Raw genomic sequence first — 14607 nt, 5'->3', positions numbered from 1 at the left:
GGTCGTCCTTCGTCGTCAGGGGGTGCGCGCCCGGCGGGGCGCCCGCACGATCCTAGTGCGCGTCGCCCGGCACGACCCTGGGCCACCGGTCGGCCGCGGGCGGTTCCCAGGCTGCCGCGTCGGCAGCCACCTGCTCACCGGAGCGGATGTCCTTGACCTCGTCCGGCGCGCCGTCGGCGCCGAGGAACCAGACGAACGGGATGCCACGACGGTCCGCGTGCCGGATCTGCTTGCCGAACTTGGCGGCCGCCGGGGCGACCTCGACGGGGATGCCGCGGCTCCGCAGCGTGCCCGCCACGTCGTCGGAGCGCTGCCGCGACGCCTCGTCCGTCACGGCGACCAGCACCGCGGTCGGCACGGCACGAGTGGCGCGCACCAGGCCGGCGGACAGCAGCCGGGAGACGAGCCGGCTCACGCCGACCGAGAGGCCGACCCCGGGGTAGGTCGTCGCACCGTCGGACGCGAGGGTGTCGTAACGGCCGCCGGAGCAGATGGACCCGAGGTGCTCGTGGCCCACCAGTACGGTCTCGTAGACCGAGCCGGTGTAGTAGTCCAGGCCTCGCGCGATCTTCAGGTCGGCGACGACGGTCCCCGGCAGCCGGGCGGCCGCCGCCCTGATCAGCAGGCCCAGCTCCTCGAGGCCCTCGTCGAGCAGGTCGGACGAGACGTCGTACCGCTTCGCCAGGTCCCGCACGCGGTCGACGACGCCCTCGTCCGGCCCGGAGATCGCCGCGAGCTCGAGGCAGGCCGTCGCCTGGTCGGTGGACGCGCCGGCCTCCGCGATGAGCAGCTCGGCCACCACCTCGGGGCCGACCTTGTCCAGCTTGTCGATGCTGCGCAGCACCGCCTCGACGTCGTCCAGGCCCAGGCCTCGGTAGAAGCCCTCCGCGACCTTCCGGTTGTTCACCAGCACCCGGACCGGCGGCACGCCCACCTCTTCGAGCGCGGACAGCGCCTCGGCCATCACCAGCGGCAGCTCGACCTCGTAGTGGTACGGCAGCGCGCCCGCGCCCACCACGTCGATGTCCGCCTGGACGAACTCCCGGAACCGGCCGTCCTGGGGCCGCTCGCCGCGCCACACCTTCTGGATCTGGTACCGGCGGAACGGGAAGGCGAGGTGCCCGGCGTTCTCCAGCACGTACCGCGCGAACGGCACGGTCAGGTCGAAGTGCAGGCCCAGGGTGTCGCCTCGCTCCTCCTGCTGCGGGTCGGCCTGCAGGCGCCGCAGGACGTAGACCTCCTTCGAGGTCTCCCCCTTGCGCAGCAGCTGGTCCAGCGGCTCGACGGCGCGGGTCTCCACACCGGCGAAGCCGTGCAGCTCGAACGTGCGCCGGAGAACGTCCAGCACGTGCTGCTCGACGATCCGACCTTCAGGGAGCCACTCGGGGAATCCGGACAACGGTGTGGGGCGTGCCATGGGCACCGATCCTCCCAGAACAGCGCACCAGGGCGGTCCCCGGCTCAGCGCAGGTAGGGGTTCCGCACGAGCTCCGTCGCCAGGTCGGTCGCGGGGCCGTGCCCGGGCAGGACGACCGCTCGGGGCGGCAGCGAGCGGGCGAGGAGCCGAAGGGTCCGGCTCATCGTCGCGGCGTCGCCTCCCGGCAGGTCCGTCCGACCGACGGTGCCGGCGAAGAGCACGTCCCCCGTGATCGCGATCGGCCGCTCGTCCGGTGGTTCGAGCACGTAGACGACCGATCCCTCGGTGTGGCCGGGGGCGTGCCGGACGACGACGGAGAGCTCTCCGAGCACGAGCCGCTCCTCCGCCGCGCCGTCCGCGCACACCGGACGCACGTCCTGCGGCTCGACCCACTCCGAGGGGTCGGCGCCGAGCCGGCGCAGCTCGGCCGCCAGCGGACCGTCGGGCGAGCCGACCGCCGCGCCGAGCACGCCGAGCGTCCCCCACGGGTCCGCGAGCCGGTAGACGTCGTCCGCGTGCACGACGACGGGGACGCCGAACCGGTCGGACAGGCGACCCGCGTCCCACGTGTGGTCGGCGTGCCCGTGCGTCGCCAGCACCGCCTGCGGTCGCAGGCCCCGCTGCGCCACGAGCGCGACGACCGTGTCCGCGACCAGGGCGCCCGGGTCGACGACCACGCAGGACGCCTGCTCCCCCACGACGACGCAGCAGCGGGCCCCGAGCAGGGGCGAGATCACCTCGAGGACCTCCACCCCGGCACGGTACGACCGGCGGTCCGTGGAGAGCGTCCACCTCGTGCGCACGGCGGACGAGATCCACCGTCGGACCAGCGGGCGTGGTGGTCGTGGCGCCGCGCCCCTTGCCTAGACTGTGCCCGGTCCTACGGCGCGGTGCCGCAGGTGGTCCCACTCACCTGGCCCGCACATCACGAGGGGTGGGCGTGTCCAGCAAGCGGGAGCGGGAGTACGAGCGTCGGCGGCTCGAGAAGTGGCAGGAGCGCCAGGCTCGCGCGCGGGCGAGGCGCCGTCACCGCCAGCGCCTCGGGCTCGGCATCGGGTCCGCGGTCGCGGTCGTCGCCATCGCGGTGGTCCTCGTGGTCAGCCTGACCCGGGACGGCGGCAAGGCCACCGCCGCGCCGAGCGTGACTCCCTCGGGCCAGGCGACGATCTCGACGGCGGCACGCACGGGCAACGGCGGCGTGCTGCCCGACAAGTCGCTGGCGCAGAACCGCACCTGGACGGCGAAGGTCATCACGAACAAGGGCGACATCACGATGACGCTCGACGGGGCTGCGGCGCCGCAGGCCGTCGCGAACTTCGTCACGCTCGCCGGCCAGGGCTACTTCGACTCGACCAAGTGCCATCGGCTGGTCACCTCGGGCATCTACGTGCTGCAGTGCGGCGACCCGACGGCGACGGGCACCGGAGGCCCCGGGTACAGCTGGGGCCCGATCGAGAACGCCCCCGCTGACAACGTGTACAAGGCCGGCACCGTCGCGATGGCGCGGCAGTCCGGCAACGGCAGCTCGATGGGCAGCCAGTTCTTCCTGGTCTACGCCGACTCGACGATCCCGTCGGACTCGGCGGGCGGTTACACCGTGTTCGGCCACATCACGTCTGGTCTGGACGTGCTGAAGGCCATCGCAGACGCGGGCACCGTGACGGTGGGTACCACCACCGCCCCGGCGTCGGACGTCATCATCGAGGGAGTGGAGACCCAGTGACGCAGAGCCCCCAGACGCCGACGGCGCCCGACGAGGACGGCGAGGCCACGACGGTCCCCACCACGGCGGAGGCCGCGAACGACGTCGACACGGCAGTCGAATCGGCCGCCGAGCCGGTGACCGCCCCCGCCGAGCAGCCTGCTGCTGCCGCGTCGTCCGACGCCGAGCCCGCTCCTGCTGACCAGGGTGCCGACGGCGCGCCCGCCGACGAGAGCACGGAGCCGACGGCCACCACGGACGCCGCCGATGCAGCGGAGCCCACGACCTCCGACGCACCGGCTGCGCCGGAGGCCGGGGCCCCGCTGCCGGACACCGCCCCCGCGCCGTCGGCCCCGGTCCCCGGACCCCGTCCGGCTCCTCGCCCCGGCCCCCGCCCCAGCCCCGCCTCGGTTCGGCCTGCACCTCGTCCTGCCGGCCGACCCGCGGCGGCGGCGACCGCGCCGGCTGCGGCCCCCGCCCCGGTCGCGCCGGTGGACCCCGCTGAAGCGGCGCGCGCGGCCGAGTTCGGCCGCGTCGACGACACCGGGACGGTGTTCGTCCGCGACGGCGGGACCGAGCGTGAGGTCGGCCAGTTCCCCGGGGCCACCCCGGACGAGGCACTCGCGCTCTACGTGCGTCGGTTCCTCGACCTGCAGGCCAAGGTGGTGCTGTTCGAGGCGCGGCTCTCCGCGACGGACCTCTCGGTCAAGGAGATCGACCAGACCCTCGGCAAGCTGACCGAGGAGCTGGCGGCTCCCGCAGCGGTCGGTGACCTCGTCGGGCTGCGCGATCGCTTGGACGCCCTCCGTGCCGTCGCCGCCGAGCGGCGGGCCGCCGCAGAGGCCGAGCGTGCAGCCGCCCGCGAGGCAGCTGCCGCTGCGCGCACCACGTTGGTGGAGCAGGCGGAGAAGATCGCCGAGACGGATCCCAGCCGGATCCAGTGGCGGCCGGCGGGCGAACAGCTCCGCGCGCTGCTGGACCAGTGGAAGGAGGCCCAGCGCTCCGGGCCGCGTCTCGACAGGGCGACGGAGGAGGCGCTCTGGAAGCGGTTCAGCCACGCGCGCACCACGTTCGACCGCGAGCGGCGGCACTTCTTCGCCGAGCTCGAGTCGCGCAACGCCGCAGCCAAGGGCGCCAAGGAGGCGCTGGTGGCCGAGGCCGAGCGGCTGTCCGCCAGCACCGAGTGGGGGCCGACGGCGGGTGCCTTCCGCGACCTCATGACGCAGTGGAAGGCCGCCGGACGGGCCAGCCGCCCGGTCGACGACGCGCTGTGGGCCCGGTTCCGCGCGGCCCAGGACGCCTTCTTCGCGGCACGCGACGCGGCCAACCAGGCCACCGACACGGAGTACCAGGCGAACCTCGTCGTCAAGGAGGCGCTGCTCGCCGAGGCGGAGGCCCTGCTGCCGGTCCGGAACCTCGGGGCTGCCAAGGCGGCCCTGCGTTCCGTGCAGGAGCGCTGGGAGGCGGCCGGGAAGGTGCCACGCGGGGACGTGCAGCGCGTCGAGGGCCGTCTCCGGGCGGTCGAGCAGGCAGTCCGGGAGGCGGACGACGCCCAGTGGCGCCGGACCAACCCGGAGACGAGGGCGCGCGCCGAGGGGGCTGCCGCCCAGCTCGAGCAGGCGATCGCCGGTCTCGAGGCGGACCTCGCTCGTGCCCGCGCCAAGGGTGACGCCCGGGCCGTGGCGGAGGCGCAGGCGGCGCTCGACGCTCGCCGCGCCTGGCTCGAGCAGGTTCAGCGCGCAGCGCAGGACGCCCGGGGCTGAGCGCCTGGCGCCCGTCGTCGGGCCCCGCGGCCGGGGTCGTCCACAGGGCGGTCGACCGGTCGCCGTGCCCGACGGCATGCTGACGGCGTGTCCGCGCTCCATGCCCTCGTGCCCGTCCACGTACCCGTTCCCGAGCTTGTCCGCAGGAGCGATGTCGGAGCGCTTGCGTGGGCCGGCATGTGCCGCGACGGGACGGTGGCGGTGCTGTGGGGCGACGTGGCCGTCGCTGCCGGTCTCGACGTCTCACCGACCATGCGGCTGGCTGCCGTCGCGGACGTCGTGCCGGCTCGCGGCGTGGTCGGCCGGGCGAGTGCCGCATGGGTGCACCTCGGCGGTCCTGCACCGTCACGCGTCGACGTGCTCGTTCCCCCGAGGGGCCGGCGTACGGACCCCGACCCGTGGCGGGCGAGTGCCGAGGCCCCGCTCCCCGCGGAGGACGTCCTGACCCTGGGTCGCTCCCGGGTGACGACCGTGCAGCGGACGGGGCTGGACGTCGCACGGTGGCTGCCCGCGCCGGTGGCCGCCGTGCTGCTCGAGGGGCTGTGCAGGGTCGGCTTCGACCCCGCGGCGGCCCGGGCGCGCCTGGAGGAGGCCGCGGGAGGACGCGGGCTGCGGCAGGCTCGCGAGCTGCTCGGACGGCTGTGAGTCCCCGGACCCAGCGGGTCGCCGGGCGCGGGCTCAGGCCCGGATGGCCGGCTCGTCCGCCGTACGGGCTCCGGTGATCCGGTAGACGTCGAACACACCCTCGACCTTCCGGACCGCGGAGAGCACCGAGGCCAGGTGGGACGGCTCCGCCATCTCGAACACGAACCGGGACAACGCCACGCGGTCCCGGGACGTGGAGACCGCCGCCGACAGGATGTTGACGTGGTGGTCGGACAGCACCCGGGTGACGTCCGACAGCAGCCGGGACCGGTCCAGCGCCTCGACCTGGATCTGCACCAGGAACAGCTGCGAGCTCGTGTGACCCCAGCTGACGTCCACCAGCCGCTCGGGCTGGCTGCGCAGGTTGTCGACGTTCACGCAGTCGGCCCGGTGCACGCTGACGCCGGCCCCGCGGGTGACGAAGCCGATGATCTCGTCGCCGGGCACCGGCGTGCAGCACTTGGCGAGCTTGACCCACACGTCGTCGACGCCCTTGACCACCACACCCGGGTCGCCGGTGCGCACCCGCCGGGCCGTCGGCCCAGGACGCGCCGTCTCGGCGATGTCCTCCTCCGCCGCGGGCTCGCCGCCGAGGGAGTGCACCAGCCGCTGGACCACGGTGCTGGCGGCGACCTGGTTCTCCCCGATCGCCCCGTACAGCGCGGTGACGTCCGGGTACCGCATCTCGTTCGCCAGGGCGACGAGCGACTCGTGCGACAGCAGCCGCTGCATGGGCAGGTTCTGCTTGCGCATCGCCTTGGCCAGCGCGTCCTTGCCGCGCTCGACGGCCTCCTCGCGGCGCTCCTTGGTGAACCACTGCCGGATCTTGTTGCGGGCGCGCGGGCTCTTGACGAAGCCCAGCCAGTCACGCGACGGGCCGGCAGTCTCGGACTTGGAGGTGAAGACGTCGACGACGTCGCCGTTCTCGAGCGTCGAGTCCAGCGGCACGAGGCGGCCGTTGACCCGGGCGCCCATCGTGCGGTGGCCCACCTGCGTGTGCACGGCGTAGGCGAAGTCGACGGGCGTCGATCCCTGCGGCAGCGCGATGACGTCGCCCTTGGGCGTGAAGACGTAGACCTCGGACCCGGCGATCTCGAAGCGCAGCGAGTCGAGGAACTCTGTCGGGTCGGCCGTCTCCTTCTGCCAGTCGACCAGCTGGCGCAGCCACGTCATGTCGCCGGCTGCCTCGGCGGTGCCGTTCTTCGCGTTCTCCTTGTACTTCCAGTGGGCCGCGACGCCGTACTCCGCACGACGGTGCATGTCGTGCGTGCGGATCTGGATCTCCACCGGCTTGCCGCCGGGCCCGATCACCGTCGTGTGCAGCGACTGGTACAGGTTGAACTTGGGCATCGCGATGTAGTCCTTGAACCGGCCCGGTACCGGGTTCCATCGCGCGTGCAGCGCGCCGAGCGCCGCATAGCAGTCACGGACCGTGTCGACGAGGACGCGCACGCCCACCAGGTCGTAGATGTCGGCGAAGTCGCGGCCCCGCACGATCATCTTCTGGTAGATCGAGTAGTAGTGCTTCGGGCGGCCGGTGACCGTCGCCTTGATCTTCGCGGCCCGCAGGTCGGCGCTGACCTGCTCGCGGACGATCCCGAGGTACTCCTCGCGGGCCGGCGCGCGCTCGGCCACCAGGTGCACGATCTCGTCGTAGACCTTGGGGTACAGCGTCGCGAACGACAGGTCCTCGAGCTCCCACTTGATGGTGTTCATACCGAGCCGGTGGGCCAGCGGGGCGTAGATCTCGAGCGTCTCGCGCGCCTTGCGCTCGGCGGAGGCCGGGGAGACGAACTTCCAGGTGCGCGCGTTGTGCAGCCGGTCCGCCAGCTTGATCACCAGCACCCGGATGTCGTGCGCCATCGCGACGACCATCTTGCGGACCGTCTCGGCCTGGGCGGCGTCCCCGTACTGGACCTTGTCGAGCTTGGTCACGCCGTCGACCAGCATCGCGACCTCGGGACCGAAGTCGGCGCGCAGCTGGTCGAGGGAGTAGTCGGTGTCCTCGACGGTGTCGTGCAGGAGGGCAGCGGCCAGCGTGGACGGCGTCATGCCGAGCTCGGCCAGGATGGTGGCGACCGCGACGGGGTGGGTGATGTACGGGTCACCGCTCTTGCGCAGCTGGCCGCGGTGGGCCTTCTCCGCGACGGCGTACGCCTGCTCGAGGATCGACAGGTCGGCCTTCGGATGGTTCGTCCGGGCGGCCTGGAGCACCGGCTCGATCGCCGGCGACGTCGTCGTCCCGCGGCCGCTGAGCCGCGCCAGACGCGCACGCAACCGTGCGCTCGAGCCGTGGGAGTCGCCGGGGTCCGACTGCGCGGGCGCGACCTGCTGCTCCGTCATGTCGACACCCCCTCTCCCCGCGGTCCCACTACCAACGCCTGACGAGGGTCACCGATTCCGTCGGGCGGAGCGGCACCGCTGTGTGCGTGCGAGTGTACGGCGGGACGTCCGGGGGCCGTCACGCAGCCCGTCCGGGCGGAGCCTCACGGCAGGGTCAGCAGCGCGTCCACCGGTACGCCGGGTACCTGGTCGCGGCCTCGGAGCGCCGCCAGCTCGGCCAGGACCCCGATGCCGACCACCTGGGCGCCGCAGTCGGCGAACAGGCGCAGCGTGGCAGCCGCGGTACCGCCGGTGGCCAGCACGTCGTCGAGCACGAGCACCCGGGAGCCCGCCGGAACCGTGAACGGGTGCAGCTCCAGCGTCGCCGTGCCGTACTCGAGCTCGTAGGTCTCGGAGAGCGTCGGACCGGGCAGCTTGCCCGCCTTGCGCACCGGCACCAGGCCGGCGCCGAGCGCGACCGCGACGGGTGCTGCGAGGAGGAAGCCGCGCGACTCCATCCCCGCCACCAGGTCGACTGGGCCGGGCGCGGCCGCGGCCATGACGGCGACCAGGTCGGCGAACGCCTGCGCGTCGGCCAGCACCGGGGTGATGTCGCGGAACAGGATCCCCGGCTCCGGGTAGTCGGGAACCTCGCGCATCAGCTCCGAGACGCGTGCCGCGACCGCCGCACGGTCGGGGACGCCGGACGCTGCGGGTGCGGCGCTCACCGGCGCCGGCGGCGCGGCTGGGCCGCGACGCCCTGGTGCGAGCCGGGGTGCAGCGGACCGACGGTGCGCGTGGCGGCGCCCACGAGGGGTGCCTCGCCGGCAGCGGCCGGCGAACCGGATCCGGTCCGGGCGGCGAGCACCCGGTCGCGGTGCGCACGCAGCGCGGGCTCCCGCTCCCTGAGCGTCACCTCGAGCGGGGTCGCCAGGAAGATGGACGAGAACGTGCCGACCAGCATGCCGACGAACAGGGCGAGGGCGATGTCTCGCAGCGTCCCCGCGCCGAGGACGAACGCGCCGATGAACAGGATCGACGCGACGGGCAGGAGCGCGACGACCGAGGTGTTGATCGACCGCACCAGCGTCTGGTTGACCGCGAGGTTGGCCTTCTCCGCATAGGTGTAGCGCGACTGGTCGAGCACGCCGTCCGTGTTCTCGCGCACCTTGTCGAAGACCACGACGGTGTCGTAGATCGAGTAGCCGAGGATGGTCAGGAAGCCGACCACCGTCGCCGGGGTGACCTCCCAGCCGACGGCCGCGTAGACGCCGGCGGTCAGCGTGACGTCGTGGAACAGCGCGACCAGCGCCGAGACGGCCATCCGCCAGTTCCGGAAGTACAGCGTCATGACGGCCGCGACGAGCACGAGGAACACGACGAGGCTGGTCGCCGCCTTGCGAGACACGTCACCGCCCCACGTCGGGCCGATGAACGTGCTGGTCACCTGCGTCTCGGGCACACCGTAGGCCTTAGCCAGCGAGCCCTTGACCTGCTCCACCTGGGTGTTGCTCAGCGTCCGGGTCTGCACGCGCAGCGCGCTGCTGCCCACCGAGCTGACGCGCGGCACCTCCTTGGTGTCGACGGCCTGCACGGTCGTGACCGCGAGCTGCTGGTCCTTGTTCGAGATGCCGGAGACGACGAACTCCGAGCCGCCGCGGAACTCGATGCCCGGGTTGAGCCCGGGGGCGAAGAGCAGCACCACGGAGCTGACGACGAGCACGGCGGCGACGACGTACCAGACGCGACGGCGGCCGACGATGTCGTACGAGCGCCGACCGGTGTACAGGTCGTTGCCCCACTGGGCGAATCCGACGGCCATCAGTGCTCGTCCCCTTCGGTGGCGGTGGGCGTCTCGTCGGCGCCGGCGTCGGTGGGCGGGCTGCCTGCCTGGGCTCGTCGCTGGGCGGCCCGCCGTTCGGCGATCGTCATGCCGCCGGCGGCAGCCACGGGGCCCGTGCCTGCGCCGGAGCCGACGGGCACGGGGTTGCGGCGACCGCTCCCCTGGTCGGCGGCCTCGGGGGCCGCCGTCGCGGTCGACTCGCCAGCGGTGACCACACGGCCGCGCCCGACGTAGCGGGTGGTCGGCACGCCGAGGCGCCGCGGGTCGAGGCCGGAGAAGCGGTGGCCCTCGGTGAAGAACGGCCAGCGGCTGATGATCTCCATCATCGGGTGCGTGAACGTGAAGACGATGACGAGGTCGATGATCGTCGTCAGTCCCAGCGTGAACGCGAAGCCGCGCACGCTGCCGACGGCGAGGACGTAGAGGACGACGGCGGCGAGGAAGTTGACCGCGTCGGACGCCAGGATGGTGCGCCGTGCCCGGTCCCAGCCGCGCTCGACCGCACCGCCGAGCACACGCCCTTCGCGCAGCTCGTCGCGGATCCGTTCGAAGTAGACGATGAAGGAGTCGGCCGTGATACCGATCGCCACGATCAGACCGGCGACACCGGGGAGCGACAGGCGGTAGCCCTGCGTCCAGGACAGCAGGGTGATCACCGCGTACGTGATGATCGCGGCGAGCACCAGCGAGGCGACCGTCAGCAGGCCGAGCACCCGGTACTGGACCAGCGAGTAGATGACGACCAGCACCATGCCGATCAGGCCGGCGAGCAGGCCCTTCTGCAGCTGCTCGGAACCGAGCGTCGCCGAGATCTGCTGCTCGCTCTCCACCTGGAAGCTGATCGGCAGCGCGCCGAAGTTCAGCTGGCTGGCCAGGGTGGCCGCGCTCTGCCGGGTGAAGGACCCGGAGATCTCCGCCTGACCGTTGTTGATGACGCCGTTCATCGTCGGCGCCTCGATGACGAGACCGTCGAGGACGATGCCGAACCGGTTGAGCGGCGCCGTCTCGCTGTAGAGCCGCGAGCTCACGTTGCCGAACTGCGTGGTGCCGGTGGAGTCGAACGACAGCTCGACCACCCACTGGTTGCCGGTGCCGCCGTTCTGCAGGCGGTTGAGGCCCGACGAGGCGCTGGCGATGTGGGAGCCCTTGACCTCGACCGGCCCGAGGATGTACTTCGCGGTGCCGGCGGTGTCGCAGGTCACGAAGGCGGCGTCGGCCGGGCCGTTGACACCACCCGTCCGGTTGGACGCCTGTGTGCAGTCCAGCGAGTCGAACTTGGCCTGCACGTCCGGAGTGACGTAGTAGGCGACGTCGCTCGGCGACGTCGGTCCGGTGGCCGAGGGGGACGGCGCCGGCGTGGCGCCCGCGGAGGCCGCAGGGCTCGCGCTGGCGGACGCGGCAGGGTTCGCCCCGGCCGTCGCCGTGGCGGACGGCGTCGCGGCGGGGGTGGCGGCGGACGACGGAGTCGCCCCCGGTGTCGGGGTGGCGGAGGCGGTCGCGGACGGCGACGGGCCCGGGTTGCCGACCTGCAGCACCGGCCGGAACTCCATCTGGGCGGAGGTCCGCACCAGGTTCAGCGTCTCGTCGGACGGGTGGCCGGGAAGCGCGACGACGATCTTGTTGCCGCTCTGGCTGGTGATCTGAGCCTCGGCGACGCCGGAGGAGTCGACACGCTGCCGGATGACGTCGATCGCCTGGTTGATCGTCGTGGAGGTCACCTGACCGGCCTGCTGCGCGACCGGCGTGAGGATGATCTGGGTGCCGCCTTCGAGGTCGAGGGCCAGCTTCGGCGCGAACGTCGCGGAGGACCACTTCGTCCCCGCGACGATCGCGGCGAAGGCCACGACGATCAGGACGCCGAGCGTGGTGAGCGTGCGGACCGGGTGTTGCCGGCGTGTCGGAGCGGCCAACGTCTTCTCTCTCATGCGCGCACCGGCGACGCCTGCCGCCGGTGGGGACGAGGCCGAGGGCGCGTCCCCCGGCCGGTGCTGCTACTTGGTCTGCGAACCACCCTCGCGGTCCGGGCGGTCACCGTCGGTGGTGGTCGGCTCCGCCGTGGTGCCCGGCTCGTCGGCAGCGGACGGCGTGCTCGTGCCTGCGGCGGGGCGGGTGCTGTCCTGGGTCGGCAGCGGATCGAGCGACGAGATGTCGTCCGGCACGTCGATGGGCTCGTCCTCGTCCTCGTCGTCGTCCGCCTCGCCGATCTCGGCGACGACGGGCTCGATCTTCTTGGAGATCGCGGCGCGCAGCCAGCGGGTACGGCTGCCCGGCGTGGACTCGAGGGTGATGACGTCGCCCTCGACCTCGACCACCGTGCCGAAGAACCCGGAGCCGGTCATCACCTCGTCGCCCGGCTCGAGCGTGTTGCGGAACTCCTGCGCCGCCTGCTGCTGCTTGCGGGTGCGGCTCGACATGAGCCACATCGCACCGAAGGCCAGCGCGATGATGATGTAGAAGCCGTAGTTGCCCATGGGCGCGGGAGTCTCCTGCAGATCGGGTGTGTCCGCCGCAGTCTAGGCGCCGCGACTGGTGCCTCCAACGCGCATGGGTCCCATCCGGTTCCGTCAGGCGAAGAGCGTGTCCGTGGGCTGCGGCGGCCGCAGACCGAGGTGCTCCCAGGCGGCCGGCAGCGCGACGCGACCGCGCGGGGTGCGGCCCACGAGGCCCTCCCGGACGAGGAAGGGCTCCGCGACGGTCTCCACGGTCTCGGGTTCTTCCCCCACGGCGACCGCCAACGTCGTCAGGCCCACCGGTCCCCCGCCGAAACGGGTGCAGAGGGCGCTGAGCACGGCTCGGTCCAGCCGGTCGAGGCCGCGCTCGTCGACCTCGTACACGGCGAGCGCGGCACGGGCGGCGGGGAGGTCGATCTTCCCGTCGCCGCGCACCTCCGCCCAGTCGCGCACACGCCTCAGGAGCCGGTTGGCGATCCGCGGCGTGCCGCGGGACCGCGAGGCGATCTCCACGGCGGCCCGTCGGTCGAGCGGGACGCCGAGCAGGCCGGCCGAGCGCACGAGCACCTGCTCCAGCTCGGCGGCGTCGTAGAAGTCGAGGTGGCCGGTGAAGCCGAAGCGGTCCCGCAGCGGCGCCGGGAGAAGCCCCGCGCGGGTGGTCGCGCCGACGACGGTGAACGGTGGGAGCGCCAGCGGGATCGCGCTCGCGCCGGCGCCCTTGCCCACCATCACGTCGACCCGGAAGTCCTCCATGGCGACGTACAGCAGCTCCTCGGCCGGCCGGGCGAGGCGGTGGATCTCGTCGAGGAAGAGGACCTCCCCCTCCTCCAGGGAGGAGAGCACCGCGGCCAGGTCGCCCGCATGCTGGATGGCCGGGCCGCTCGTGACGCGCAGCGACGTGCCGAGCTCGGCCGCGATGATCATCGCCAGCGTCGTCTTGCCCAGCCCCGGCGGTCCCGACAGCAGCACGTGGTCGGGCGCCTTGCCCCGCGCGGTGGCGGCCTGGAGGACGAGCGACAGCTGGTCGCGGACGACGCGCTGACCGACGAACTCGTCCAGCCGCCGAGGGCGCAGAGCCGCCTCCGCGGCCCGCTCGACGTCGTCCGCACCCGAGCGGACCAGCGAGTCGGCCCGGAACCGTTCCGTCACGGTCTCCTCGGGCGCGTCGCCGTACGGGGGCTCAACCACGCGCACCGCCCAGCGTGCGCAGCGCCGCGCGGAGCACCCCGGCGACGTCCTCGGCGGCGATCGGCTCCGTGCTGCCGTCGAGCACCGAGGCCACCGCGTCCTGCGCCGTCCGCGCCTGCCAGCCGAGACCGACGAGCGCCTCGACCACCTGGTCGCGGCGGTCCGAGGGTGCGGCTGCCGGTACCGGGCCGGCCGCGGCCGCGCGCACCGCGGGGGCACCCAGGCGGTCGCCCAGCTCGAGGACGATGCGCTGCGCGCCCTTGCGACCGATGCCCGGCACACGCTGCAGCGCCGCGAGGTCCTCGTCGGCCACCGCCCTGCGCAGTCCGTCCGGGGTGTGCACCGCCAGCATGGCGAGGGCCAGCCGCGGCCCGACGCCGCTGACCGTCTGGACGACCTCGAAGACGTCGCGCTCGTCGTCGTCGGCGAAGCCGTAGAGCGTCAGGGAGTCCTCGCGGACGACCAGCGTCGTGGACAGAGTCGCGGCGCTCCCGACGCGGAGACCGGCGAGCGTCGTCGGCGTCGCCTGCACCAGCAGGCCCACACCCCCCACCACGAGCACGGCCGAGTCCAGCCGAACTGCCAGCACGGTGCCCTGGATCGAGGCGATCACCGCGGCCTCCTGTCTCCGGGTCGTCGTCGGCCGCCATGCTGCCACACCGGAGCGAACACGTGTACGAACGACACGGTCAGCCGCGCCGACGCGACGCCTGCTCCGCGGCGGCCCACGCGCGCTGGGCCGGGGTCAGCGCGCCGGGCGCCCGTTGCGGGGCGCCCAGCGCACCGGCTGGGCGCCACAGGTGGCAGATGGCCAGCGCCAGGGCGTCGGCGGCGTCCGCCGGCTTCGGCAGCTCCGACAGGTCCAGCAGGCGGGCGACCATCGTCTGCACCTGCGACTTCCCCGCGGTGCCGCTGCCCGTCACGGCCGCCTTCACCTCGCTCGGCGTGTGCAGCGCCACGGGGATGCGGCGGCGGGCTGCTGCGACCAGTGCGATCCCGGCGACCTGCGCCGTCCCCATCACCGTGCGCACGTTGTGCTGCGCGAACACGCGCTCGACGGCCACCGCGTCGGGGCCGTGCTCCTCGATCCACTCCTCGAGCTGCTGCTCGATGCGCCACAGCCGCTGGTCGACCTCGGCGGTCGGCTCGGAGCGGGCCACACCGACCGCGACGAGCCGGAGCTGCCGTCCCGGGAGCCCGTCGACCACGCCGATGCCGCACCGGGTCAGGCCGGGGTCGACTCCGAGGACGCGCACGTGGTGATGATGGACCGCGCC

At 73.3% G+C, this 14607-nt stretch carries 13 protein-coding genes; 3 read left to right on the top strand and 10 right to left on the bottom strand.

The genetic code is table 11. The features are described 5' to 3' along the window. Positions 1-52: 52 nt before the first annotated feature. Together hisS and QMF98_RS09035 are read right to left on the bottom strand one after the other, a co-directional pair. The gene (hisS, locus tag QMF98_RS09040) at positions 53-1417 is read right to left on the bottom strand and encodes a histidine--tRNA ligase (RefSeq protein ID WP_337972767.1); all 1365 of its coding nucleotides are present in this window, start codon (positions 1415-1417) and stop codon (positions 53-55) included. A 44-nt stretch (positions 1418-1461) separates the two neighbouring features. Further along, complete coding sequence (locus QMF98_RS09035) at positions 1462-2169, bottom strand: MBL fold metallo-hydrolase (RefSeq protein WP_337972766.1); 708 nt, start codon at positions 2167-2169, stop codon at positions 1462-1464. A 188-nt stretch (positions 2170-2357) separates the two neighbouring features. Between QMF98_RS09035 and QMF98_RS09030 the strand changes: the two genes are divergently transcribed. From QMF98_RS09030 to QMF98_RS09020, 3 genes are all read left to right on the top strand, one after another. Next, positions 2358-3140, top strand: a complete 783-nt coding sequence (locus QMF98_RS09030; protein WP_337972765.1) for a peptidylprolyl isomerase — start codon at positions 2358-2360, stop codon at positions 3138-3140. Further along, positions 3137-4882, top strand: coding sequence for a DUF349 domain-containing protein (locus tag QMF98_RS09025; RefSeq protein WP_348773360.1), 1746 nt, complete (start codon positions 3137-3139; stop codon positions 4880-4882). Before QMF98_RS09030 ends, QMF98_RS09025 begins: the two co-directional genes overlap by 4 nt. Before the next feature lie 177 nt (positions 4883-5059). Continuing rightward, entirely contained in the window at positions 5060-5527 is a 468-nt protein-coding gene (locus QMF98_RS09020) for a hypothetical protein (protein WP_337972764.1), read from the top strand. 33 nt (positions 5528-5560) lie between these two features. On the opposite strand, the gene QMF98_RS09015 is transcribed toward QMF98_RS09020, so the two are convergent. From QMF98_RS09015 to ruvC, 8 genes are all read right to left on the bottom strand, one after another. Next, complete coding sequence (locus tag QMF98_RS09015; protein WP_263730765.1) at positions 5561-7870, bottom strand: RelA/SpoT family protein; 2310 nt, start codon at positions 7868-7870, stop codon at positions 5561-5563. A 143-nt stretch (positions 7871-8013) separates the two neighbouring features. Then, positions 8014-8577 (bottom strand): adenine phosphoribosyltransferase, encoded by a 564-nt coding sequence (locus QMF98_RS09010; RefSeq protein ID WP_337972763.1) that lies wholly within the window; start codon positions 8575-8577, stop codon positions 8014-8016. Further along, positions 8574-9671, bottom strand: a complete 1098-nt coding sequence (secF, locus tag QMF98_RS09005; RefSeq protein ID WP_291762784.1) for a protein translocase subunit SecF — start codon at positions 9669-9671, stop codon at positions 8574-8576. Before secF ends, QMF98_RS09010 begins: the two co-directional genes overlap by 4 nt. Next, positions 9671-11617: a protein translocase subunit SecD gene (secD, locus tag QMF98_RS09000; protein WP_337972762.1), complete on the bottom strand. Its 1947-nt coding sequence runs from the start codon at positions 11615-11617 to the stop codon at positions 9671-9673. Before secD ends, secF begins: the two co-directional genes overlap by 1 nt. Positions 11618-11683: 66 nt before the next feature. Then, the gene (gene yajC / locus QMF98_RS08995; protein WP_337972761.1) at positions 11684-12163 is read right to left on the bottom strand and encodes a preprotein translocase subunit YajC; all 480 of its coding nucleotides are present in this window, start codon (positions 12161-12163) and stop codon (positions 11684-11686) included. 93 nt (positions 12164-12256) lie between these two features. Beyond that, a complete protein-coding gene (gene ruvB / locus QMF98_RS08990; RefSeq protein ID WP_337975587.1) occupies positions 12257-13291 on the bottom strand; it encodes a Holliday junction branch migration DNA helicase RuvB in 1035 nt (344 codons plus the stop codon). Positions 13292-13322: 31 nt separating this feature from the next. Beyond that, positions 13323-13943 carry a Holliday junction branch migration protein RuvA gene (ruvA, locus tag QMF98_RS08985; protein WP_337972760.1) on the bottom strand — a complete coding sequence of 207 codons (621 nt, stop codon included), beginning with the start codon at positions 13941-13943 and terminating at the stop codon, positions 13323-13325. A 76-nt stretch (positions 13944-14019) separates the two neighbouring features. Continuing rightward, positions 14020-14586, bottom strand: coding sequence for a crossover junction endodeoxyribonuclease RuvC (gene ruvC, locus QMF98_RS08980; RefSeq protein ID WP_337972759.1), 567 nt, complete (start codon positions 14584-14586; stop codon positions 14020-14022). Positions 14587-14607 lie beyond the last annotated feature (21 nt).

The organism is Cellulomonas sp. NTE-D12, assembly GCF_027923705.1.
Classification (GTDB): domain Bacteria; phylum Actinomycetota; class Actinomycetes; order Actinomycetales; family Cellulomonadaceae; genus Cellulomonas.
The sequence above is the reverse complement of the archived record's forward strand: the minus strand, read 5'-3'. Positions and strand labels throughout refer to the sequence as shown.